This window comes from Pseudomonas sp. WS 5503 (genome assembly GCF_012985385.1).
Classification (GTDB): domain Bacteria; phylum Pseudomonadota; class Gammaproteobacteria; order Pseudomonadales; family Pseudomonadaceae; genus Aquipseudomonas; species Aquipseudomonas paracarnis.
In genome coordinates this window covers 200,707-223,367 of the sequence record NZ_JAAQWI010000007.1, presented here as the reverse complement: position 1 = coordinate 223,367, position 22,661 = coordinate 200,707, and the positions used below count along the sequence as shown (strand labels likewise).

The 22,661-nt window shown below is 61.3% G+C and carries 19 protein-coding genes; 10 read left to right on the top strand and 9 right to left on the bottom strand.

From position 1 onward, the window contains the following. The first annotated feature begins 119 nt into the window (after window positions 1–119). Window positions 120–1,214: a cell division protein ZapE gene (gene zapE / locus HBO10_RS18985; protein WP_034127932.1), complete on the top strand. Its 1,095-nt coding sequence runs from the start codon at window positions 120–122 to the stop codon at window positions 1,212–1,214. A 37-nt stretch (window positions 1,215–1,251) separates the two neighbouring features. Beyond that, window positions 1,252–2,556, top strand: coding sequence for a protein kinase (locus HBO10_RS18980; RefSeq protein ID WP_034127933.1), 1,305 nt, complete (start codon window positions 1,252–1,254; stop codon window positions 2,554–2,556). Window positions 2,557–2,678: 122 nt separating this feature from the next. Here the strand turns inward: HBO10_RS18980 and HBO10_RS18975 are convergent, their stop codons facing one another. Together HBO10_RS18975 and HBO10_RS18970 are read right to left on the bottom strand one after the other, a co-directional pair. Then, window positions 2,679–3,383, bottom strand: a complete 705-nt coding sequence (locus HBO10_RS18975; protein WP_003192227.1) for a YebC/PmpR family DNA-binding transcriptional regulator — start codon at window positions 3,381–3,383, stop codon at window positions 2,679–2,681. 109 nt (window positions 3,384–3,492) lie between these two features. Then, window positions 3,493–4,818 carry an MFS transporter gene (locus HBO10_RS18970; RefSeq protein ID WP_034127934.1) on the bottom strand — a complete coding sequence of 442 codons (1,326 nt, stop codon included), beginning with the start codon at window positions 4,816–4,818 and terminating at the stop codon, window positions 3,493–3,495. A gap of 258 nt (window positions 4,819–5,076) precedes the next feature. On the opposite strand from HBO10_RS18970, the gene HBO10_RS18965 reads away from it, so the two are divergent. Then, on the top strand, window positions 5,077–5,967 hold the full coding sequence (locus HBO10_RS18965) for a LysR substrate-binding domain-containing protein (protein ID WP_034127935.1): 891 nt from the start codon (window positions 5,077–5,079) through the stop codon (window positions 5,965–5,967). Here the strand turns inward: HBO10_RS18965 and HBO10_RS18960 are convergent. Next, window positions 5,943–6,797, bottom strand: a complete 855-nt coding sequence (locus HBO10_RS18960; RefSeq protein WP_034127936.1) for a LysR substrate-binding domain-containing protein — start codon at window positions 6,795–6,797, stop codon at window positions 5,943–5,945. The genes HBO10_RS18965 and HBO10_RS18960 overlap by 25 nt on opposite strands. 112 nt (window positions 6,798–6,909) lie before the next feature. Here HBO10_RS18960 and HBO10_RS18955 point away from each other — a divergent pair, with 112 nt between their 5' ends. The 3 genes from HBO10_RS18955 to HBO10_RS18945 all read left to right on the top strand — a co-directional run bounded on the left by HBO10_RS18955 (window position 6,910) and on the right by HBO10_RS18945 (window position 9,628). Further along, window positions 6,910–8,034, top strand: a complete 1,125-nt coding sequence (locus HBO10_RS18955; RefSeq protein ID WP_034127937.1) for a 2-aminoethylphosphonate--pyruvate transaminase — start codon at window positions 6,910–6,912, stop codon at window positions 8,032–8,034. A gap of 97 nt (window positions 8,035–8,131) precedes the next feature. After that, a complete protein-coding gene (gene phnX, locus HBO10_RS18950; protein WP_034127938.1) occupies window positions 8,132–8,959 on the top strand; it encodes a phosphonoacetaldehyde hydrolase in 828 nt (275 codons plus the stop codon). 114 nt (window positions 8,960–9,073) lie between these two features. Then, window positions 9,074–9,628, top strand: a complete 555-nt coding sequence (locus tag HBO10_RS18945) for a cytochrome b (protein ID WP_034127939.1) — start codon at window positions 9,074–9,076, stop codon at window positions 9,626–9,628. 68 nt (window positions 9,629–9,696) lie between these two features. Here HBO10_RS18945 and HBO10_RS18940 read toward each other — a convergent pair whose 3' ends face one another. Further along, window positions 9,697–10,638, bottom strand: a complete 942-nt coding sequence (locus HBO10_RS18940) for a pyridoxal-phosphate dependent enzyme (protein WP_169922052.1) — start codon at window positions 10,636–10,638, stop codon at window positions 9,697–9,699. 56 nt (window positions 10,639–10,694) lie between these two features. Next, on the bottom strand, window positions 10,695–12,734 hold the full coding sequence (locus HBO10_RS18935; RefSeq protein ID WP_034127940.1) for an NADPH-dependent 2,4-dienoyl-CoA reductase: 2,040 nt from the start codon (window positions 12,732–12,734) through the stop codon (window positions 10,695–10,697). 211 nt (window positions 12,735–12,945) lie between these two features. On the opposite strand from HBO10_RS18935, the gene HBO10_RS18930 reads away from it, so the two are divergent. Both HBO10_RS18930 and HBO10_RS18925 read left to right on the top strand, forming a co-directional pair. Next, complete coding sequence (locus HBO10_RS18930; protein WP_034127941.1) at window positions 12,946–14,076, top strand: carbon-nitrogen hydrolase family protein; 1,131 nt, start codon at window positions 12,946–12,948, stop codon at window positions 14,074–14,076. 4 nt (window positions 14,077–14,080) lie between these two features. Continuing rightward, window positions 14,081–15,115, top strand: a complete 1,035-nt coding sequence (locus HBO10_RS18925; protein WP_034127942.1) for an AraC family transcriptional regulator — start codon at window positions 14,081–14,083, stop codon at window positions 15,113–15,115. Window positions 15,116–15,480: 365 nt separating this feature from the next. Here the strand turns inward: HBO10_RS18925 and HBO10_RS18920 are convergent, their stop codons facing one another. Together HBO10_RS18920 and HBO10_RS18915 are read right to left on the bottom strand one after the other, a co-directional pair. Beyond that, window positions 15,481–16,272, bottom strand: a complete 792-nt coding sequence (locus HBO10_RS18920; RefSeq protein WP_034127943.1) for a DUF2242 domain-containing protein — start codon at window positions 16,270–16,272, stop codon at window positions 15,481–15,483. Window positions 16,273–16,360: 88 nt separating this feature from the next. Continuing rightward, window positions 16,361–17,260, bottom strand: coding sequence for a LysR family transcriptional regulator (locus tag HBO10_RS18915; RefSeq protein WP_169918742.1), 900 nt, complete (start codon window positions 17,258–17,260; stop codon window positions 16,361–16,363). Between the two features lie 117 nt (window positions 17,261–17,377). Here HBO10_RS18915 and HBO10_RS18910 point away from each other — a divergent pair, with 117 nt between their 5' ends. Next, on the top strand, window positions 17,378–18,559 hold the full coding sequence (locus HBO10_RS18910; RefSeq protein WP_034127945.1) for an MFS transporter: 1,182 nt from the start codon (window positions 17,378–17,380) through the stop codon (window positions 18,557–18,559). Window positions 18,560–18,677: 118 nt separating this feature from the next. Continuing rightward, window positions 18,678–20,021 (top strand): Na+/H+ antiporter NhaA, encoded by a 1,344-nt coding sequence (gene nhaA / locus HBO10_RS18905; RefSeq protein ID WP_034127946.1) that lies wholly within the window; start codon window positions 18,678–18,680, stop codon window positions 20,019–20,021. A gap of 200 nt (window positions 20,022–20,221) precedes the next feature. On the opposite strand, the gene HBO10_RS18900 is transcribed toward nhaA, so the two are convergent. After that, on the bottom strand, window positions 20,222–22,096 hold the full coding sequence (locus HBO10_RS18900; protein ID WP_034127947.1) for a SurA N-terminal domain-containing protein: 1,875 nt from the start codon (window positions 22,094–22,096) through the stop codon (window positions 20,222–20,224). Between the two features lie 228 nt (window positions 22,097–22,324). After that, a complete protein-coding gene (locus HBO10_RS18895; RefSeq protein WP_003174819.1) occupies window positions 22,325–22,597 on the bottom strand; it encodes an HU family DNA-binding protein in 273 nt (90 codons plus the stop codon). Between the last annotated feature and the right edge of the window lie 64 nt (window positions 22,598–22,661).

Below are 22,661 nucleotides of genomic sequence, written 5' to 3'. Positions count from 1 at the left end.
ATGAGGTTAGCCAGTTAACGCGAAAGTGCCAGTTTGCATGGCTTGGGGCCCTTTCCTATTGGTCAAATGGCATCGAGCGTCCTACAGTGAACGACCACCGCAATACAGAGTGATTATTCTTGGCCGTGCTTGCCCTGCTCCAGCGCCTGCTGGGTAAAAAAACCGACGCCTCGGACGCCTCGCCTATCCCGGCGTATTTTCAAAAAAAAGCCGTACAACAGGGCTATACCCTCAGTGATGGGCAAATCCGGGCGATTACCGCCCTGAATCGCGAGGCCCAGCACCTGCTCAACGGCCAGGCCACGCGCAGCCTGTACCTGCACGGCCCGGTGGGGCGTGGCAAAAGCTGGCTGCTGGACGGATTTTTCCAGGCGTTGCCCATCGCCGAGAAGCAGCGCGTGCATTTCCACACCTTCTTCGCCCGGCTGCACCAGGGCATGTTCCTGCACCGCGAGCATGACGATGCCTTGGGCGCCACTCTGGACGAGCTGCTGACCGGCTGCCGAGTGCTGTGTTTCGACGAATTCCATGTGCACGATATCGGCGATGCGATGCTCATCAGCCGCCTGTTCAAGGCCCTGTTCCAGCGCGGCGTGCTGGTGCTGGTGACCTCCAACTACCCACCCGAAGGATTGCTGCCCAACCCGCTGTACCACGAGCGTTTCAAGCCGGTGATCGAGCTGATCGCCGCGCGCATGGAGGTGCTGGAAGTCAGTGCGCCTCAGGACTTTCGCAGCCTGGCTCAGGCCCACGCCCAACAACGCTTCACGGGCGGCCAGTATGTATGGCCAGGTACAACAGGCCAGCGTGAAAGCCTGGGCCTGCCTGCCACAGATTGCCCGGTGCAAACCCTGAAGGTCGGCACTCGGCAGTTACAGTGCCGAGGCCATCAGGCACGAACCATCGCATTTACCTTCAACGACCTGTGCGAACAGCTCACGGCGGTCATGGATTACCTGTTGTTGTGCCAGGACTTCGACCACTGGATCATCGACGGCCTGCCGCATCTGGCCGAATGCCCCATCGCCGTGCAACAGCGCTTTATCAACCTGGTAGACGTGCTCTACGACCAGGACAAGCAACTGACACTTATCGGTCACCAGCCCCTGGATAAATGCCTGGAAGGCCAGGCCATCGACCTCGCCCGCACCGCCAGCCGCCTGCGCCAATTGCACACGCGCTGCCCGCAACCCGCGCCCGAGCCGCTATCATGAGCGCCTTTTACGCCTCCTTCCGAGCACTGCGCCCTGCATGAATACCCTCGCCCAACTCAAGGCTGGCCAATTGGCTGGCGTTACGCGCCTGGACCTGGCCTGCGGGCTGACCGAGTTCCCCCGGGAAATCTTCGAACTGGCCGACTCGCTGGAAATCCTCAACCTCACCGGCAACGCCCTGAGCAGCCTGCCCGACGACCTGCACCGCCTGACGAACCTGCGTGTGCTGTTCTGTTCGGACAACGCCTTTACCGAACTGCCGCAATGCCTGGGCCAGTGCGCCAAGCTGAGCATGATCGGCTTCAAGGCCAACCAGATCAGCCAGGTAGCCGCTGCCGCCCTGCCGCCACAGTTGCGCTGGCTAATCCTCACCGACAACTGCATCAGCCAATTGCCCGATGAACTGGGCGAACGCCCCTTGCTGCAAAAGCTGATGCTGGCCGGTAACCAGTTGACCGACCTGCCGCCAAGCCTGGCCCAGTGCCAAAACCTGGAGTTGATCCGCATCGCCTCCAACCGCCTCACCCAACTGCCGCAGTGGCTGCTGACCCTGCCGAGCCTGACCTGGCTGGCCTATGCCGGCAATCCGGTGGAAATGGCCGTGCAGGTAAGCGCTGACGAGGCGACGCCGAACATCGCCTGGCAGGAACTGGAAATGGGCGACGTCCTGGGCGAAGGCGCTTCGGGGATTATTCGCAAGGCGCTGTGGAAACCCCATGCGTTGCCAGTCGCGGTCAAGCTGTACAAGGGCACCATCACCAGCGACGGTTCACCGCTGCATGAAATGCAAGCCTGCATCGCTGCCGGGCTACATCCCAACCTGATCAAGGTTGAAGGACGCGTCATCGGCCACCCCGACAACCAGGCCGCGCTGATGATGGAGCTGATCGACCCGAGTTACCGCAACCTCGCAGCCCTGCCGAGCCTGGCGTCGTGCACGCGGGATGTCTACGAACCCACCATCCGTTTCAGCCTGGACGTGGCACTGCGCATGGCGCGGGGCGTTGCTTCGGTGGCGGCGCACCTGCATCGGCACGGCATTACCCATGGTGACCTGTATGGTCACAATATTTTGTGGAACGCAGCGGGTGATTGCTTGCTCGGAGACTTTGGCGCGGCGTCATTCCATGCCACGGCGGACACACTGGAAACACGTGCGTTGCAGCGTATTGAAGTGCGGGCGTTCGGGGTACTGCTGGGGGAGTTGTTGGAGCGGGTTGAGGCACAAGCCATTGACAAGATGCTGTGCGAACTGTGCGAGCGTTGCTGTCAGCCGGATGTACTGGCCCGACCAGGCTTTGAGGAAATCGAGGCCCTGCTGGAATCTCTGCAGCACCCCTGAACTAATGTGGGAGCGGGCTTGCTCGCGAATGCGGTGGAACAGCCAATACATCTGTTGACTGTCACACCGCATTCGCGAGCAAGCCCGCTCCCACAGGTTGACCGCGTGTACTCAGATAAACATCAGCCCGCCAGGCCGACAAACATATCCTGCACATCATCATGGTTGTCCAGGCCTTCCAGGAACGCCTCGACTTCAGCCATCTGCTCATCGGTCAAACCGCTGACCGGGTTCTTGGAGATATAGCCCAGCTTGGCCGACAGCACGGTAAAGCCCTGCTCCGGCAAGGCTTTCTGCACGGCATCCAGGTCGGTGGTTTCGGTAATGAACAAGGTGGCGCCTTCTTCACCCTCTTCAAAGTCCTGGGCGCCGGCTTCGATGGCGGCCATTTCTGGATCGGCGTCTGGCGTGTCCGGCGATGCTTCGATCAGGCCCACATGGTTGAAATCCCAGGCCACCGAACCGGAAGCGCCCAGTTGGCCCTTGCGGAAGGCCACGCGGATTTCCGCCACGGTGCGGTTGATGTTGTCGGTCACGCACTCGACGATCAAAGGCACCTGGTGCGGCGCGAAACCTTCGTAGGTCACGCGGTGGTATTGCACGGTCTCACCGAGCAGACCGGCGCCCTTTTTGATTGCGCGGTCCAGGGTTTCCTTGGGCATCGAGGCTTTTTTGGCCTGTTCCACCACCAGGCGCAGGTGCGCGTTGGTCGCGGTATCGGCGCCGTTGCGGGCGGCGATGGTGATTTCTTTCACCAGCTTGCCGAAAATCTTGCCCTTGGCATTGGCTGCCGCTTCTTTATGTTTGACTTTCCACTGTGCGCCCATGACTCACTCTCTTATTTCCATCGCGCCGAAACGTCTACTGGCCGGCGCTTTGGGGGCAGAGTTTATAGCGCGAGAACGCTTCGTTCCACCAAAAAACCGGCCAGGGTACTCAGGTGCGCAAGGGTTTGATCACCGCATTGCGGTCCGGCACAAAATCCCCGGCCTGGGCCAGTACGGCGGGCCTGGCATTCCAGTAGGGCATCAGCACCAGCGACGAAAACAGTGCCGCACCGGCAAACACAATAAATACCGTAACGGTATCGAAATAGCCTGGCAGCAAACCACCCAGGATCGCTCCCACCGAACCGCAGCCGTTGACAAAGCCCGCAGCGGTAGCGCCGGCCTTAGCGGTGCCGAAGTCGATGGCCGCCGTGCTGCTGATCATCGAGTCCGGCCCATACAGCGTCAGCCCCATGACAAACAGCAACGTCATCACCAGCACCACACTGCCGGTGTGCAGCGCGCCCATAAACAACGCCAGGGCAACCGTCAGCGCCAACAGGCTGAGCACGCAGGCGGGCATGCGCCGAGCACCGAACAGTTTGTCGGAGGCCAGGCCGATCAACACCGGCCCCAATAAACCGGCCAGCTCAAACGCGGTGGGCACGATGGCGGCACCGACCTTGCCCACCGACGGCATCTGCTCGTAGACGATCACCGGCCCCCACAACAGAATCGCGTAGCGCGCCGGCTTGAGCAGGAAGTAAGCCAGCCCAAGGGTCAACACCGTACGGTTGCGCAGGATCGCGCGCAGGGGTTCGAGTACGCTCACGCGCTGTTCGGCGGCCAACTGCTCGGCGCTCAGCACCGGCTCGGGCTCGACTGCCGGCAAGCCCACATCCTGCGGGGTATTGCGCTGGAACATAAAGAAGAGCAAGGCCACCACCGCGACCACTGCGGCGCTGGAAATAAACGCCGCATGCCAGCTGCCGATCAGCGTATAAGCCCACCAACCGGCAAACGGTGACGCGACCAACCCGCCAAATGCATAACACGAACTCCACAGCCCCAGCACCCGCCCCCGCTGCTGGGCCGGGAAGAAACTACCGAGGTTCTTGCACAACCCCGACCAGCCAGTGGACTGGGCCAAGCCCTGTACCAACATGCAGGTGACAAAAATCGGCAAGGTGGCAAAGGTGCCCATCACCAGCGCCGCGCCTGCGGAAATCAACAAGCCACCGAGCACCACTACCCGTGGCCCGAAGCGGTCTGCAAGCATGCCCCAGGTGAACTGGCCCACCGCATACGCTGCGAGATAGAGGCCATCCAGGTTAGCCATCGTCATTTTGTCGAGGGGGAAACTCGGGTCGTCGCCAATCCCCAGCTTTGCCACCGAAAAGGCTTTGCGGGTGAAATAGAACGCGGCGTACGCCAGCCAGGTAATGGCGAAAATCTGCACGCGCCAACGCTTGATACTACCCATAGGGATATTCATGGTGGTTCTGACCTCAGGTGTGAGTGTGCCGGCAGAATCGAAAGAAAACGCCTGTTGTTCTTATGGTTGAGCACTGCAATGCCGGGCCTTGGATAGCGCGGTATTGGTCAGATGGGTGCGATGTGCCTGCGCCCATGGCCGCCGTGGTTGTAGGACTCAACCTACGGCGGCTGAGGTGCATCAAAACAATGGCTGACTCATAGGTAAAATCGATTTATCGTATTTCAAATATAAGCTCAGATTTTAAGAGGACGTACCATGTCGGTTTCCCATGCCCAGCTCAAAGCCTTCCATGCGGTGGCCATTCACGGCAGTTTTACCGGGGCTGCAGAACGGCTGTTCCTGACCCAGCCTGCGATTTCCGACCAGGTGCGCAAACTTGAAGAGCGCTTCGGCGTATTGCTGTTTCACCGCAACAAGCGTTCGGTGCGCCTGACCGATCTGGGTGAACGCCTGCTGGGTATCACCCAGCGCCTGTTTGTGATCGAGGCCGAAGCCGAAGAGTTGCTGCAGGATTCGCGCGCTCTGCTCACCGGTACTCTCACCTTGGCAGTGGATGCGCCCGTGCACGTCCTGCCGCAGATTGCGCGCTTCTGCCAACGCTACCCTGGGATCAGCGTGAAGATCGAAACGGGCAATACCGATGAGTCACTGTCGCGCCTCTACAACTACCAGGCCGACCTGGCGCTGTTGGGGCGCGATGTCGATGATGTGCGCCTGTTGTCAGTGCCGCTGCCCGACGACCAACTGCTGGCTTTTGTCGCACGGGACCATGCCTGGGCCGGGCGCGAGTCGATCTGCCTGGCCGACCTCGATGACACCCCGCTGGTACTGCGGGAAACCGGCTCGGTCACCCGTCAGACCCTGGAGCAGGAAATGCGCCAGGCCGGCCTGCGCATTCGTCCGGCGATCCAGGTGGAAGGCCGCGAGGCCGCCCGTGAAGCCGTGGTGGTAGGGATTGGCGTGGGCGTGGTGTCGGCGGCAGAGTTCGGTGCCGATGCACGGGTGTACGCCATGCCGATCCGCGATTGCACCCAACGCATGAAAGAAACCCTGGTGTGCCTGAAAGAGCAAAGTTCACGCCGTGTGGTCGCGACCTTTCTGGAGATTGTGCGTGAGAGCCTTCACGCCAACTCGAAAAACGCCTGAATCAAGCGCAGCGAGCGACGGCGCTCCATGCAGCCGAGCATATGCCGATTCAGCAGGCCATCGCCGAGGATCGGCACTGCCTGCACACGCGGGTCCGGGCTGACCTCCATCGACGACACCACGCCCACGCCCAACTCTGCCGCCACCGCCTCGGCCACAGCTTCCCGACTGTCCAGTTCCAGCAGCACTTTGGGCTGCACATTCGCCGCCAGGCAGGCGTCGTCAAAGGTGCGGCGGGTGGTGGAACTGGGCTCGCGCAGCACCATGATCACCTCATGCAACTGCGCCAGTTCAATACCGTCGGGCTGCTTGGCCCACGGGTGTGCGGCCGGCACCAAGGCGCAAATCCGTGACTGGTCCAGGGGTTGCAAGTGCAGGCCATTGCGCGGTTCCACCTCGGTGAGCACCGCCACATCCGCATGTTCGGACAGCAACGCCGCCAGGGTTTCCTGGGCATTGCCCAAACGCAGGTTCACGGTAATGCCGGGGTAGCGCGCACGCAGGCTGGCGATCATCGGCATCACCAGGTGGGGGCCATCCGCCGCCACTTCCAGGCGCCCGGTGAGCAACTGGCGGTTGGCCTCCAGCAGGGTTTGCGCCTCGTCGACCAACCCGAAGATAGCCCGCGTGATGGCCGCCAGGCGTGCGCCCTCCTCGGTCAATTCCACCCGACGTGCGGTGCGGCGCAACAGCGGGATCTGGTAGTGCTCCTCAAGCGCCTTGATATGCCCGGTCACCGCCGGCTGGCTGATAAACAGCCGAGCCGCCGCGCGGGTAAAACTGCCCTCACGGGCCACGGCATCGAATGCACGCAGTTGGAACAGATTCATAGCTATCGGCCTCACTGATAGCTCGCATAACAACAAACAATTTGATTGATGACAAGCCAAACTGCAATTTAGGCGCCGTAGCTTGAACCCCAACACCTTGCGAGGATTTGACATGCCCACTGCCGCGCCGATCCTGTTGACCCCCGGCCCCCTGACCACCTCGAACCGCACCCGCCAGGCGATGATGACGGACTGGGGCTCGTGGGACGACCGCTTCAACCAGCTCACAGCCAGTGTGTGCAGCCAGTTGCTGGCGATCCTCAACGGCGCCGACAGCCACCACTGCGTGCCGTTGCAAGGCAGCGGCACCTTCGCCGTCGAAGCTGCAATCGGCACCCTGGTCCCCCGCAAGGGCAAGGTGCTGGTGCTCATCAACGGCGCCTACGGCAAGCGCCTGGCGAAAATCTGCGAGGTGCTTGGCCGCGAATTCAGCACCTTTGAAACCGCCGAAGACGAGCCCACCACTGCCGCCGATGTGGATCGTCTGTTGCACGCCGACAGCGCCATCACCCATGTCGCACTGATCCATTGCGAAACCAGTACCGGCATTCTCAACCCGTTGCCGCAGATCGCCGAGGTGGTCAAACGCCACGGCAAGCGCCTGATCATCGACGCCATGAGTTCCTTCGGCGCGCTACCGATTGATGCCCGCGAAATCCCCTTCGACGCGCTGATCGCCGCCTCGGGCAAATGCCTGGAAGGCGTACCGGGCATGGGCTTTGTCTTTGCGGAAAAACACGCACTGGCCGCGGCACAGGGCAACTGCCATTCCCTGGCGATGGACCTGTTCGACCAGCACAGCTACATGACCAAAACCGGCCAGTGGCGCTTCACCCCGCCGACCCACGTTGTCGCCGCCCTGCATGAAGCGCTGTTGCAGTACGCCGAGGAAGGCGGCCTGCCCGCCCGTCACCAGCGCTATGCAAATAACTGCCAGGCCTTGCTGGACGGCATGGCCGAACTAGGCGTGCGCAGTTTTCTACCGGCGGCTATCCAGGCGCCGATCATTGCCACCTTCCACGCCCCCGACGATCCTCGCTATCAGTTCAAAGCGTTCTACGAACGGGTCAAGGCCAAGGGTTTCATTCTGTACCCGGGCAAATTGACCCAGGTGGAAACCTTTCGCGTGGGCTGCATCGGTCATGTCGACGCGGCCGACATGCGCGCAGCCGTCAAGGCCATCGCCGAGGTGCTGCAAGAAATGTGCAGGAGCGAGCTTGCTCGCGAAGAGTGTTAACGAAAACGCGGGCATCCTGAGTTAACGCGGCGCCTGGATGTTTTTCGCGAGCAAGCTCCTACATAGATGAATGTTATTACCCCACAGGATCTGAACCATGAACTATCAAACCCCCAACACCCTCCAGGCCGTTATCCTCGACTGGGCTGGCACCGTGGTCGATTTCGGCTCCTTCGCCCCCACGCAGATTTTTGTCGAGGCCTTCGCCGAGTTCGACGTGCAGGTGTCGATCGAGGAAGCCCGTGGCCCGATGGGCATGGGCAAGTGGGACCATATCCGTACGCTCTGCGACCAGCCGCAGGTTGCCGAACGCTACCGCAAGGCGTTCGGCCGCACGCCCACCGACGACGACGTGACCGCCATCTACCAGCGCTTCATGCCGCTGCAGATCGAGAAAATCGCCGAGCACTCGGCCCTGATCCCCGGCGCCCTCGACACCATTGCAGCGCTGCGCGGCCAAGGCATCAAGATCGGCTCCTGCTCTGGCTACCCCAAGCAGGTGATGGACAAGGTCGTGGCCCTGGCCGCCACCAACGGCTACGTCGCCGACCACGTCGTGGCCACTGACGAAGTGCCCAACGGCCGACCATGGCCGGCCCAGGCGTTGGCCAACGTGATCGCCCTGGGCATTGATGATGTGGCGGCCTGCGTGAAGGTCGACGACACCGTGCCGGGCATTCTCGAAGGTCGCCGTGCCGGCATGTGGACCGTGGCCCTGACCTGCTCGGGCAATGCGCTGGGCCTCACCTACGAGCAATTCCGCGCCCTGGACACCGACACACTGGCCAGCGAGCGCCAGCGCATCGAGGCGATGTTCGAAGCTTCACGCCCACACTACCTGATTGACACCATCACCGATCTGCCACGGGTCATCAGTGACATCAACCAGCGCCTGGCCCGCGGGGAAATGCCGCAGGCCTACTGACCGAGGTCAAGACAACGGCATTGGCAACAAGCGCAGCGCTCAAAACAGGCATAGAGTTAATGCACTCCATCGCTAAAGAATGGAGGTATGCCCTGATGAGTGAGGAACACAGCGATGCCGTGGAAAAATTCCGATACACGCTACAGCACCATGTCGATTGCGTTGCACTGGTTGATGGTGGTGCTGCTGGCGGTGGTCTACGCCTGCATTGAACTGCGCGGCCAATTCCCCAAAGGCAGCGGTGCGCGCACCTTGATTGTTGAAATGCACTTCATGCTCGGCCTTACCGTGTTTGTACTGGTATGGCTACGCCTGTTTGCACGCAGCCTGGGGGTGGCACCGAAGATCCTGCCGGCGCCGCCGCAATGGCAAAGCCTGCTGGCGACACTGATGCACGCTGCGTTGTACGCGTTGATGATCGGCATGCCGATTGCCGGCTGGTTGATCGTCAGCGCCGAAGGGCACTCGGTGATGTTCTATGGGATGGAGTTGCCGCCGTTGATTGGGGAAAACAAGGCACTGGCCAAGGAGATTGAAGGCTGGCATGTGCTGTTTGGCCAGATCGGGTACTGGCTGATCGGGCTGCACGCGTTGGCGGGGATCTTTCATCATTACGTGATGCGTGATAACACGGCGCTGCGCATGATGCCGGGTGGGAGGAGGCTTTAACCCAGCCAATTAGCTCCCCTGTGGGAGCGGGCTTGCCCGCGAAGGCGGTGTGTCAGTCACAGTGCCTCTTACTGCAAGACCGCTTTCGCAGGCAAGCCAGCTCCCACAAGAGGTTTGCGCCAGTCGCTGAAGCCTCGGCGGCCTTGCAGGCCGCCGGTATGGATGAAGATCAGGCGCATGCCGGGGGCAAAGCGTCCGGCCTCGATCTGCTGTTTCAACGCCAGCAGCGCCTTGCCGGTGTAAAGCGGTTCCAGCGGTAGACCGCACGCTAGTTCGGTGCGCTGAATGAAGTCGAGCAACAGTGGATCGGCTTTGGCAAAGCCGCCGCGACTGGCGTCCAGCAATGTATAACCGTCCTGCACGATGGCACTCACGTTCTGCGCCACACCGTGGTCATCCGGCACCGCCATGGCGCCATATACCGGATGCGCGCCCGCCTCCGCCAGTGCCAGCCCGGCCAGTGTCGTGCCGGTACCCGCCGCCAACCACCAGGCGTCGTAATCGCTCCAACCGAGGCTGTCCAGTTGCGCCCGCGCCTGCTCGACCAACACGCCACAGCCCTGCGCACCGGCCAGCCCACCGCCGCCTTCGGGTATCGGATGAAAGCCAGGATACTGCTCGCGCCAAGGCAACCAGAAACCCGCTTCATGCCGCGCCCTATAACCGCCATAACCGAGCCAATGCAGTTGCATGCCAAACGCTTTGAGGTCGAGAACCGTGGGGGTGTCTTGAGGATGGCCCCGCAGCAGGCCGACCGTGGAAAAACCAAAGCGCTTGCCCGCCGCCGCCAGCGCATGCAAATGGTTGGAGTACGCACCGCCGAGACTCATCACCCCGGTGGCCCCTGCGTGTCGGGCCTGGGCCAGGTGCTCGGTGAGCTTGAACCACTTGTTGCCACTGATCAGCGGGTCGATACAGTCCAGGCGCAGCACGGCCAACTCGACTCCGTTCAGCCAGTCCAGGTGCAAGGGTTCAAGGGGCGCGTGAGGAAGCCAGTCGAAAGGGCCCATCGGCAGGTATCTGAATGAAAAGAGGGCGGTAGTCTAACACCGCCCCTCTTGGCGCCTTACAGCTCTGCAGCCAGGCGCGAGCCCTGGTTGATGGCGCGCTTGGCGTCCAGTTCGGCCGCCACATCGGCGCCGCCGATCAGGTGCACGTTCTGGCCGGCGGCGACCAGGCCGTCGTGCAATTCGCGCAGCGGGTCCTGGCCGGCACAGATGACGATATTGTCCACCGCCAGGACTTGCGGCTCGCCCTCGGCGCCGATGCGGATATGCAAGCCTTCATCGTCGATCTTCAAGTACTCGACGCTGTTGAGCATCTGCACCTGCTTGTTCTTCAAACCGGTGCGGTGGATCCAGCCCGTGGTCTTGCCCAGGCCATCGCCCACTTTGGAAGCCTTGCGTTGCAGCAGGAACACTTCACGGGCCGGCGCGTGGCGCTCGGGTTTGATCCCGGCCACGCCTCCACGGGCTTGCAGCTGAGTGTCGATGCCCCATTCTTTCCAGAACGCCTCACGATCCAGGCTGGTGGATACGCCTTGGTGGACGAGAAATTCAGACACGTCAAAACCGATGCCGCCGGCGCCGATCACCGCCACGCGCTTGCCCACCGGCTTGCGCTCGAGGATCACGTCCAGGTAACTCAGGACCTTGGCGTTGTCGACACCGGGAATCGCCGGGGTACGCGGTGCGATGCCGGTGGCCAGGATCACTTCGTCATAACCGCCCGCTACCAGTTGCGCAACGTCGACACGGGTGTTGAGGCACAGCTCGACGTGGGTAGTCTGCAATTTGCGTTTGAAATAACGCAGGGTCTCGAAGAACTCTTCCTTGCCCGGCACGCGCTTGGCGATATTGAACTGGCCGCCGATCTCGCTGGCGGAGTCGAACAAGGTCACCTGATGCCCGCGCTCTGCGGCCACGGTAGCCGCGGCCAAACCCGCAGGGCCTGCGCCGACGACCGCGACCTTTTTGATCTGCTTGACCGGCAAGTAATTGAGCTCGGTTTCGTAGCACGCCCGCGGGTTGACCAGGCAGGTGGTGAGCTTGCCGCCAAAGGTATGGTCCAGGCATGCCTGGTTGCAGCCGATGCAGGTATTGATCTCATCGGCGCGCCCGGCGGCGGCCTTGTTGACGAACTCGGGGTCGGCGAGAAACGGCCGCGCCATCGAGACCATATCGGCGTCGCCTTCGGCCAGGATCTGCTCAGCAATTTCCGGGGTGTTGATGCGGTTGGTGGTGATCAGCGGAATCTGTACCGAACCGCGCAATTTGGCCGTGACTTTACTGAACGCACCACGGGGTACCTTGGTGGCGATGGTCGGGATACGTGCTTCGTGCCAGCCGATACCGGTGTTGATGATCGTCGCGCCGGCCTGTTCGATGGCCTTGGCCAACTGCACGATTTCTTCCCAGACACTGCCGCCTTCCACCAGGTCGAGCATCGACAGGCGGAAGATGATAATGAAGTTCGGGCCTACGGCTTCGCGTACGCGGCGCACGATTTCCACCGCCAGACGCATGCGATTTTCAAAGCTGCCGCCCCAACGGTCGGTGCGATGGTTGGTATGGGCAGCGAGGAACTGGTTAATGAAGTAGCCTTCGGAACCCATGATTTCGACGCCGTCATACTCGGCGACCTGGGCCAGCAGCGAGCAGGTGACAAAATCCTGGATCTGCTTTTCGATGCCCTCTTCATCCAGTTCCTTGGGCTTGAACGGGTTGATCGGCGCCTGGATAGCGCTCGGTGCCACCTGCTTGGGGCTGTAGGCGTAACGCCCGGCGTGGAGGATCTGCATGCAGATCTTGCCACCCGCGTCATGCACGGCTTGGGTAACGATCTTGTGCTTGCTCGCCTCTTCTTCGGTGGTCAGCTTGGCTGCACCGGCGTACACGCCGCCTTCATCATTGGGGCCAATGCCGCCAGTGACCATCAGGCCTACGCCGCCACGGGCGCGCTCGGCAAAATAGGCCGCCATACGCTCGAAACCGCCGGGCTTTTCTTCCAGGCCGGTGTGCATCGAACCCATCAGGGTTCGGTTGCGCAAGGTGGTGAAACCCAGGTCCAACGGGGCCAGCAGGTGCGGGTAGGCAGCAGCGGTCATGGTACAGCTCCACAACGGATCATCACGGGACGTGGCGCACTCGAACGGCGTGCCATCGGTTTATGTCCCACAGACTAAGAGGCGGTGGACCACGGCTCAATGACTGAAACTGACAAGTTATTGATCCAAATGCACAGCGCCCCTTGGCAAGCCACGCCATGGGCCCTACCCTAGTCGCGAACCCTGCACCTGGTCTGTTGTCTGTTGCCCCATGCGTAAACTTCTAGCGTTCACCGTCATCATGGCCCTGGTTGCCTCACTCGCCGCGTATCTGGTCTGGACCCAGGAGCGCCCCGTGGCGCATTACCTGTCCGACCTGCGCATCACCCTCGCCGTCAACGAGGGCGAACCAGCCGACCGGGGCAACCTGCTGGGTATCCAGCCGGAACTGTTCCCTGCCGATTACCAGAGCCTGGAACGCCTGCACCTGAAGCTGTCGGCCTACCTGCAAAATGCCCGGGACCTTGGGTTGATCAATGCCAAGACCGTTGTGGTGCTGCCGGAACATATCGGCACTTGGCTGATGCTCGGCGGAGAAAAGAATGAGCTGTACCAGGCCGCTCACCTCAAGGACGCCATGAACTGGCTGTCGATCAGCAACCCGCTGCAATTTGCCAAAGCCTGGATCAGCGCCACTGGCGACAACCGCATGGACGATGCGTACCTGCGCATGAAAGCCCCCGCCATGGCCCGCGACTATCAAGTGTTGTTTGGCGGCCTCGCCAAAGAATTTGGCGTGACCCTGGTGGCCGGTTCCATCGCCCTGCCCAACCCGAGCGTGATCCAGGGGCAACTGGAGATCGGCCACGGCGCGCTGTACAACGCCAGCGTGGTGTTCGCCGCCGACGGCTTGCCGCTGGGCCAGCCGCAGCGCCAGCTTTACCCGATCTACGATGAACGTGGCTTTATAGAACCTGGCGATGAGCATGTCGTCAACGTTGTCGATACCCCCGCCGGGCGCCTGGGCATTCTGGTCGGCAGCGACAGCTGGTACCCGGACAACTACCGCAAGCTCAACGAGCAAGGCGCGCAATTGATCGCGGTACCCGCTTTTGTCACCGGCCGCGATACCTGGGACCGTCCGTGGCGCGGTTTCAAGAGTGTGTCTACGCCCTCAGAAGTGAGCCTCAAGCCTGAAGAAACCAGTGAGGGCGCGGCCTGGCGTCGCCTTACCCTGATCAGCCAGCCGCCTGTCAGCGAAGCCACCGCGGGCATGAGCGTCTTTCTGCGCGGACAATTCTGGGACCTGGGCAGCGCCGGCCAAAGTTTTCTCAGTCGCAATGGGCAAGTCTTCGCCGATGGCGACGCCCATGGTGCGCGCCTGCTGAATATCTGGCTGTAGCGCCGTGAAGCCGGTGCGCCTGGGGGATCTGTCGGTGGGCTTCGTGCACACCCTGGCCGACGCCATCCACAGCCACGGCCTGGACCCACAGCCCCTGCTGCTGCAATACGGCCTCGATCCAGCTCGCCTGGCTGAGGCCGGCGCACGCTTGTCGATCCCGCGCTACATGCGCCTGGGCCACGCGGCCATCCAACTGACCGGCAACCCCGGCCTGGGTCTGCGTATGGGCCAGCTCAGCCGCTTGAGCCAGGCTGGTCTTGCCGGCGTTACTGCCGCCCAAGCGCCCACCGTGCGCGAAGCGGCACGCACGCTCACACGCTTTGAAGCACTGTACGGCTCCAACTATCGCGGGCAATCAAGCTTTCATGAAGACGCCGAAGGCGCGTGGCTGAGGTTTTATTCCATCAGCCCCTACAACACCTATAACCGCTTTGTGGTGGATTCGATCATCGCCGGCTGGCTGCAGCAATTGTCTGGCCTGGCCCAACAGCCGGTGCAGGCCCAGCGCATTGAAATCGAATTCGACGCGCCGGACTACCACGACCACTACAGGGTGCTGGGAGAGGGCGTGGTCCACTTCGGCGCCGAGGTCAATCAACTGCGCCTCAGCCAACCCACCCTGGCGCTGCGCAACCCGCAGCATTGCCCAAGCACCTGGCACCTGTTGCTACAGCTGTGTGAAAGGGAATTAGAGCAGTTGACCCGCACCCGCAGCCTGCGCGAGCGCATTACCCGGTTGCTCGGGCCGATGCTCAATGGCGGCCGGGAACCCGACCTGGAGGAAGTGGCGGCACGCTTGAAGCTGCCAACCTGGACATTGCGGCGCAAACTGGCCGAGGAAGGCACGCAGTTTCGCGCGATCCTCAATGACACCCGTCGCGACCTGGCCATGACCTACATTCGCGATACGGAACTGGCGTTCGGCGAGATCGCCTACTTGCTCGGTTTTGCTTCGGCCCAAGCCTTCCAAAGGGCCTTCAGACGCTGGAACAACCAGACCCCAGGGGAATTTCGCCGCAGTCAGCGCCACTCCGCCTGAAGTCGGTGTTAAAGCTCGGTGGCATCGTCGGCAGGATCCAGTGGGTCTAGCTCGAATGCCTGATACTCCAGCAGCTCTTCCTGGTAATCGTCCATGGTGGACTCCTTTTCGTGTTGAAAGCGGTTGCAGATTAATGACCTGCGAACCCAGCCTAAAGTGCCGTCATGACGAAAAAATGTCGACGTCGTGACATTCCTGCTCTTCAGGATTAAACGTAGCGGCGATCACTGGATTTAACTCAACCGCAACCTCGATCAAAATGTGGGAGCGGGCTTGCTCGCGAAAGCGGTGGTCATTCAACACACTTGGCGACTGTTACACCGTATTCGCGAGCAAGCCCGCTCCCACATCAGAACAGCATTGCGTTACTGCGCAGGCATCGGAAGCGGTGGAATCGCTTCCGTCGGCGCCGGCAAGGACGGATCAGTCGGCGCCGGTGCAACCGGAGCAGGCTCTGTCACCGGTGCAATCGGTGCAGCCTCAGGTGGCGGCGCAAGCGGCTCTGCAGCGGCAGGCGCTACCGGCACATCCTTCGGCGCTTCGACCTTCTCGGCTGCCGGAGCGGTCTTGGGCTCGGGCACGCCGAGGTCGGCCTTGGGCTGCTCGGGGATATGCTCGGCCTGCTTTACTTCCTGCGGCAGGAACACGTCCACCAACGCGAAGTAACGCTCGTAGAACTTCGGTGCAGAGACGGTCTCGCTCGCCACCTTCACCATCGAGTCGTCGGTGGAGCCAATCGGCATCGACACCGAGCCCAGCACGCCCACACCGAGGCTCGCGGAGTTGTTGACCTTCTTCAGCGCATAGCGGTCCTGCAAGGCGTTGGCAAACATCGTCGAGTGATTGCTGCCCTTGCCATCAGCAGCGCACACCACATTGAAACTGATCTGCAGATGGGTCTCGCCGGTCTGCTGGAAGCTCTTGTTGCCGGCCACCAACTTCGGATCGCTGCTGGTGATGATGTAGCCCTGGCTCAGCAGGGCACGGCGCGCAGCTTCACAGGCCGCCACATCGCTGACCGGGTAATCGCGGGAAAACGTACCGGAATCGTCGAAATTCTCATGTTCATAGATAGCGGTCTTGGGTGACGAGCAGCCCGCGGCGCCCGCCAGCACCAGCGCCAACCCGAGATTGCGCAAGTGAAATGATGTCGACATTGAAAATCCTGAAGAAAACGGTCCGGACGGTATTGTGCAACAGAACGCGACATTGAAGCGCGATTCCTGTCGGTAAAACATCTCAAGCTCAGACAGCGGCGTCAGTAGGAAAAAGCCCGGCGCACATATGATCGATAAAGGCCCGCAGCTTGGCCGAAGCATGGCGACTGGCCGGCCACAGCAACCAGAAACTGCCGCGATGCTCGAGGTGCTCATCCAGCACCCGTCGCAAACGCCCATGTTGTACGGCCTGGTTGACCATGTAGTCCGGCAGGCACGCAATGCCCAGTCCTTCTTGCACCACATGATTGAGGGACTCGATGGTAGTGCTGACCAGCGGTGCGCGCAGGTTCAGTTCTGCCGCCCCCGGGACATGACGCAGCGGCCAAGGCTCCAGCTTACCGGTGGCGCAGAATTTGTGCCGCAGGCAGGCGTGATGATTCAGGTCCTGGGGCCGACGGGGGGTGCCGTGCTGGTCGAAGTAGCCGGGCGTACCGACGAGGACCAACTGGTAATGCCCTAGATGGCGCACCATCAAGCGCGAATCTTCTGGCTTGCCGGTGCGAATCACCGCGTCGAAGCCCTCCTCTATCACGTCCACCATGCGATCGGAAAAATCCACATCCAACTCGATGTCCGGGTAGGCACGCATAAAATCGCTGATCACCGGCATCAACAAACCACGCACTTGGGGCACACTGATCCGCAGCTTGCCGCGAGGCTTGGCAGTGACCTCAGTCAATTCCTGTTCGGCCGCTTCCAACTCCGCCAGGATGCGCCGCGAACGTTCCAGGAAGAGCGCGCCCTCGCTGGTCAGAGTGATGCTGCGGGTGCTGCGATGAAACAACCTGACGCCCAGGCGCTCTTCCATTCGCGCAATGCTTTTACCCACCGCCGACGATGACACGCCCAGTGCACGGCCCGCAGCGGTGAAGCTAAGCGTTTGCGCGACCTGCACAAAAACCGAGAGGCTGCCCAGATTGTCCATGGTGATGCCTTTGCCGATTGCGGACATCAACGTCCGATAAGTTCGGAACCTTAGCCTGTTTTTCCGCGCCTCGCAGCCCCCTACCCTGGCGCCTTGACCCTTTCAAGGAGAGCCCCGATGAACGACAGCCCCCAATTGATCGATACAGCCCCCCACGCTGAACCCCTGCCACTGGCCGGTTTGCTGGCGTTGGCCTGCGCCGGCTTTATCACCATCCTCACCGAGGCAATGCCCGCCGGTTTGTTACCGCAAATCGGTGCTGGGCTCGGGGTCTCCCAGGCTCTGGTCGGGCAACTGGTAACGCTCTACGCGCTCGGCTCGTTGCTCGCCGCTATCCCGCTGACATTGCTGACCCGGGGTTGGCGCCGGCGGCCGTTGCTGTTGATCGCCATCGGCGGCTTTGCATTGGTTAACAGTGTCACCGCCTTTTCCAGCCATTATGGCTTGACCTTGGCTGCACGATTTTTCGCCGGTGTGTTCGCGGGCTTGCTGTGGGCCTTGCTGGCGGGTTACGCCAGTCGTATGGTCGCACCTCATCTGCAGGGCCGGGCGATTGCCGTGGCCATGCTGGGTGCGCCGCTGGCCTTGTCCCTCGGCGTGCCCGCCGGCACCCTGCTGGGTACGCTGGTCGGATGGCGCGCCAGTTTTGCCATCATGACTGGCCTGACCCTGTTACTGCTGGTATGGGCGCGTTGGCAACTGCCGGATTTTGCCGGTGAACCGCCAAGCAAACGCCTCGGCTTACGTCAGGTACTGGCGTTGCCAGGCATACGGCCGGTGCTCTGGGTGACCTTTACCTACGTGCTCGCACATAACATTCTCTATACCTACATCGCCCCTTTGCTGGTGCCCGCCGGTATCGGCCGCGAGATTGATCGCGTGCTGCTGGTGTTCGGCCTGATGGCCCTGCTGAGTATCTGGCTGGTAGGCGTCTGGATTGACCGGCACCTGAGGCTACTGACCCTCATCAGTTGCGCGATGTTCGCCGTTGCGGCCCTGCTGCTCGGACTATGGTTCAACTGCGTAGTCGCCATTTACGTCAGCGTGGCGTTGTGGGGGCTCGCCTTCGGTGGCCTCCCAGCGCTATTGCAAACCGCGCTGGCCAAGTCGGCTGGCAACTCGGCCGATGCCGCCCAATCGATGTTGGTCACGGTATGGAACCTGGGCATCGCCGGAGGTGGATTAGTGGGCGGGCTCTTGCTCGAACGTTGGGGCGTCGTGACATTTCCATGGGCAGTTCTAGGATTGATCGTGTTGGCGCTGGGCGCAATCCGGGGTAAAGCGCTGCCCGCGCGATGACAAGTTTGTTTACAACTTATTCCTCACCTTCCTATCATCGCCCCTGGGTGCGTTGTTGCATAAAGCACGGCGCAGGTTAAAAGCCAAGCATTGGTCGGGCCGCCAATGGAGATTTGTCGTGCCTGATAAACACCCCGCCATCCCCCGCCCCCAGCGTTTGACTGAGGGCGCGCTGTCCGCCCTTGAGCGCTTTTCACACATCGAAGCCGTCAGCGGTATCGTGCTGCTGCTGGCCGCCATCGTCGCGCTGGTGTGGGCCAACAGCCCCGCCGCCGCGACCTACGAGCATTTCTGGAACACGCCCATCACCCTCGGGCTGGGCGATTACAGCGTGTCGCGCTCCCTGCATTTTCTGGTGAATGACGGGCTGATGACCATTTTCTTTCTGGTGGTCGGTGCCGAGATCCGCCAGGAAATCAAAGACGGCGCCCTCGCCAACCTGAAGCTGGCCACGCTGCCCTTGGGCGCGGCGTTGGGCGGTGTGCTGATGCCCGCACTCATCTACACCCTGCTCAACCACGACACCGCCGCCGCGAGTGGCTGGGCAGTCCCCACCGCGACCGACATCGCCTTTGCCGTGGGTGTGCTTGCGCTGCTGGGCAAATCGATTCCCAGTGGCGTACGCATCCTGCTGCTGGCCTTGGCGATCATCGATGACATCGTGGCGATCCTGATCATCGCGATCTTTTTCACCGCCAGCCTCGACTACATGGGCTTGGTGATTGCTGCCGGCGGGCTGGCCCTGGTGTTGGTGTTCCAACGCATGGGCATCAGCAAGGCGGCGATCTACCTGCTGCCAGGCGCTATCGTGTGGTTTGGCCTACTCAAGACAGGCGTGCACCCAACGCTCGCCGGGGTGATCCTTGGCTTGATGACCCCCGTCAATTCCAAGCCCACGCGGGAACGCCCGCTGGAAACCATCGAACGCACCTTCAACGAGCTGATGGACCGGTTCTCGCAGCCAGCCGAAGGGACCCAGCAAGTCGCCACGCCCCTCAAGCAATTGCGCGAAGCTCAACGGGAAATACTGCCGCCGGTGCAGCGTGTTCAATCGGCGCTGCACCCCTGGGTAGCGTTCGGCGTGATGCCGCTGTTTGCATTGGCCAACGCCGGTGTGAGCCTGGACGGTTTCAATCTGGATGACCCGCTGGCCCACGGTGTGTTCATGGGCGTCATCTTCGCCCTGGTGCTCGGCAAGCCTCTGGGCGTGATGCTGGCGAGCCTGGCGCTGGTCAAGCTCAACATCTGCAAGCTGCCGGACGGTGTGACCTGGACGGGCGTTGGCCTCGTCGGCCTGCTGGCGGGGATCGGTTTCACCATGTCGATCTTTATCTCTTCCCTGGCATTTTCCGACCCGGCCCTGCTGTCGGCTGCGAAGCTGAGCGTATTGGCGGCTTCAACCCTGGCGGCGGTGATCGGGTTGACGTGGGGCAAGCTCAAGTTTGCTGCCAAGCCTATCTGAGGCAGAGCACCAACCTGTGGCGAGGGAGCTTGCTCCCGCTGGGTCGCGAAGCGGCCCTAAAAAGCCGGGACTGCTGCGCAGTCAACGGGAGCAAGCTCCCTCGCCACAGTGACAGTCCCATTTAACTGAGTAGCCGCTTTATCAAGGGCAAAAAAAGACCCCGGCCTTTTCAGGTCGGGGTCTTTTTATTCAGGCCGGCATCAATACTTCTTGATGTCTGCCTGGGTTTCCAGCTGCTTGCGGTAGGCCGCGAAGTCCTGCTGGCCAATACGGGAAGCGAGGAAGCGGCGGTATTGCGCTTTTTCTTCGTCCGTAGGGGCCGCTGCTTCGTTCACGCCGTTCAAGCGCACGATCACCAGGCTGCCATCGCGCAGGGTCACGGTGGTGAAGGTCGGCTTGTCCTTGGCCGCAGGCTTGGGCATGCGGAACAAGGCTTGCAGCACGGCCGGGTCGATGGAGTCCTGACCACGGGTAGCTGCCTCAGTCACCTTCCAGGCCTGGCCGTCAACCGGCTGGTCCAGCGCGGTCTTGCCATCACGCAGGCTGGCGATCAACTCGTCGGCATGGGCTTTGGCGGCAGCGCTCGCGCGCTCCTTGGTCATCTGGGTGCGAATGGCCGCAGCGACGTTCTCCAGCGGCAACTGGGCCGGCTTGAGATGCTCTTTGGCACGCAGCACGATGATGGTTTCCGGGTCCAGCTCGATAGCGCTACTGTTTGCACCTTCATCCAGCACTTCCGGGCTGAAGGCTGCAGTGACCACGGCACGGTTGGCCGCAACACCTTCGCCACCTTCACGGCCAAACGGCGCGGAAGTGTGGACGGTCAGCTTCAGGTCAGACGCCGGCTGGGCCAGGTCAGAGGCTTCGAATGCCGCATCTTCCAATTGCTTGGTCGCTTCGACAAAACGTTGTTCAACCTGCTGTGCCTTGAGCTCGCGGGTCAGCTTGTCTTTCAGGCTGGCGAACGATGGCACCTCAGGCGCTTCAACGCCTAGCAACTTGATCAGATGCCAACCGAAGGTAGTGCGCACTGGCGCCGACACCTGGTCTTGCTTCAAGCCATACAGCGCGGTTTCAAAGTCCGGGTCATAAACGCCAGGGCCCGCAAAGCCGAGGTCACCGCCATTGTTGGCCGAACCTGGGTCCTGGGAGAACTCCTTGGCCAGGGCTTCGAACTTCTCACCCTTGGCCAGGCGCGCCTGGATGTCTTCGATCTTGGCCTTGGCTTGCGCCTCGGTGACCTTGTCGTTGACTTCAATCAGGATATGCGCGGCACGACGCTGTTCAGCGAGGTTGGCGGTTTCCTTCTCGTAGGCAGCCTGCAGTTCATCGTCCTTGACGCTGACCTGGTCGAAGAAGGAAGACTTCTTCAACTCCAGATAGTCGATGACCACCTGGTCCGGGGTCATGAACTCTTTGGCGTGCTGGTCGTAGTAGGCCTTGACCTCGTCGTCGGTGAGTTTCACCGCCGCAGGGTCAGCCTTGATGTTGACGGTAGCGAAGTCGCGGGTCTGTTTTTCCAGACGGGCAAATGCCAGCACCTCGGCGTCGGTCACAAAACCGCTGCCGGCGATGCCTGCGCGAACCTGGCCGATCAGCATTTCCTGGGTCAGCATCTGACGGAATTGCATGCGGCTATAGCCCAGCTGACGGATCACCTGGTCAAAGCGTTCGGCGTTGAACTTGCCGTCCACCTGGAATTCCGGCGTCTGCAGGATCACCTGGTCCAGCGCCGCTTCCGAGAAGCCGAACTTGGAATCGGCAGCACCTTGCAGCAGCAGCTTGCGGTCGATCAGGCCCTTGAGGGCAGCATCGCGCAGCAGTTTTTCGTCCAGCAGGGAAGCATCGAAATCCTTGCCCAACTGTTGCATCAGCTGGCGACGTTGCATGTCGACGGCCTGGCTCAATTCGGTCTGGGTGATTTCTTCACCATTGACCTTGGCCACGTCCTGCTTGTTATTACCCGAAGCCTGGAAGATGGCTTCGATACCGGTGAACGCCATCAAAGCGACGATGATCCCGATAATGGTCTTGGCAATCCAGCCTTGTGAATTGTCCCTGATATTTTGCAGCATGCGTCCCCCAGAAACGGTTGAACTTCAAAAATTAGGCAACCGTGGAGCGTGGGTAGAGTCCGGATAGAAGAAAGGCGCATCCGAGGATGCGCCTTCTCGTAACTGGCGGAGCGGACGGGGGTTCGAATCTGCACCCCCGGCGTGGCGACCCGATACGTGGGTCAGCTACCGCTCCGCTGCCAGGCCAGACCTGCGTCCGACCCGGGTAAGCAAAGGCTTGAACGAAGCTTAGTTAACGGCTTCTTTCAGGGCTTTACCGGCTTTGAAACCTGGTTTCTTGGCAGCAGCGATTTGCAGTGCTTTGCCGGTCTGTGGGTTACGGCCAGTGCGAGCTGGGCGGTCAGTCACAGAGAAAGTACCGAAGCCTACCAGTACCACGGAGTCGCCGGCCTTCAGAGCGCCAGTGACGGATTCGATTACTGCGTCCAGCGCACGGCCAGCAGCAGCTTTCGGGATATCAGCGGATGCAGCGATAGCATCAATCAGTTCCGACTTGTTCACTCTAAGTCCCCTTATATATCTATTGAGTATGATTCTAAGTTTTTTGGTAAAAAGCAAAACCAGT

Excerpts from the sequence above, each read along its gene's own strand:
- HBO10_RS18980 (WP_034127933.1), top strand. The coding sequence starts at position 1,252 with ATGAATACCCTCGCCCAACTCAAGGCTGGCCAATTGGCTGGCGTTACG.
- HBO10_RS18975 (WP_003192227.1), bottom strand. The coding sequence starts at position 3,383 with ATGGGCGCACAGTGGAAAGTCAAACATAAAGAAGCGGCAGCCAATGCC.
- HBO10_RS18970 (WP_034127934.1), bottom strand. The coding sequence starts at position 4,818 with ATGAATATCCCTATGGGTAGTATCAAGCGTTGGCGCGTGCAGATTTTC.
- HBO10_RS18965 (WP_034127935.1), top strand. The coding sequence starts at position 5,077 with ATGTCGGTTTCCCATGCCCAGCTCAAAGCCTTCCATGCGGTGGCCATT.
- HBO10_RS18960 (WP_034127936.1), bottom strand. The coding sequence starts at position 6,797 with ATGAATCTGTTCCAACTGCGTGCATTCGATGCCGTGGCCCGTGAGGGC.
- HBO10_RS18955 (WP_034127937.1), top strand. The coding sequence starts at position 6,910 with ATGCCCACTGCCGCGCCGATCCTGTTGACCCCCGGCCCCCTGACCACC.
- phnX (WP_034127938.1), top strand. The coding sequence starts at position 8,132 with ATGAACTATCAAACCCCCAACACCCTCCAGGCCGTTATCCTCGACTGG.
- HBO10_RS18945 (WP_034127939.1), top strand. The coding sequence starts at position 9,074 with ATGCCGTGGAAAAATTCCGATACACGCTACAGCACCATGTCGATTGCG.
- HBO10_RS18940 (WP_169922052.1), bottom strand. The coding sequence starts at position 10,638 with ATGGGCCCTTTCGACTGGCTTCCTCACGCGCCCCTTGAACCCTTGCAC.
- HBO10_RS18935 (WP_034127940.1), bottom strand. The coding sequence starts at position 12,734 with ATGACCGCTGCTGCCTACCCGCACCTGCTGGCCCCGTTGGACCTGGGT.
- HBO10_RS18930 (WP_034127941.1), top strand. The coding sequence starts at position 12,946 with ATGCGTAAACTTCTAGCGTTCACCGTCATCATGGCCCTGGTTGCCTCA.
- HBO10_RS18920 (WP_034127943.1), bottom strand. The coding sequence starts at position 16,272 with ATGTCGACATCATTTCACTTGCGCAATCTCGGGTTGGCGCTGGTGCTG.
- HBO10_RS18915 (WP_169918742.1), bottom strand. The coding sequence starts at position 17,260 with ATGGACAATCTGGGCAGCCTCTCGGTTTTTGTGCAGGTCGCGCAAACG.
- HBO10_RS18910 (WP_034127945.1), top strand. The coding sequence starts at position 17,378 with ATGAACGACAGCCCCCAATTGATCGATACAGCCCCCCACGCTGAACCC.
- HBO10_RS18900 (WP_034127947.1), bottom strand. The coding sequence starts at position 22,096 with ATGCTGCAAAATATCAGGGACAATTCACAAGGCTGGATTGCCAAGACC.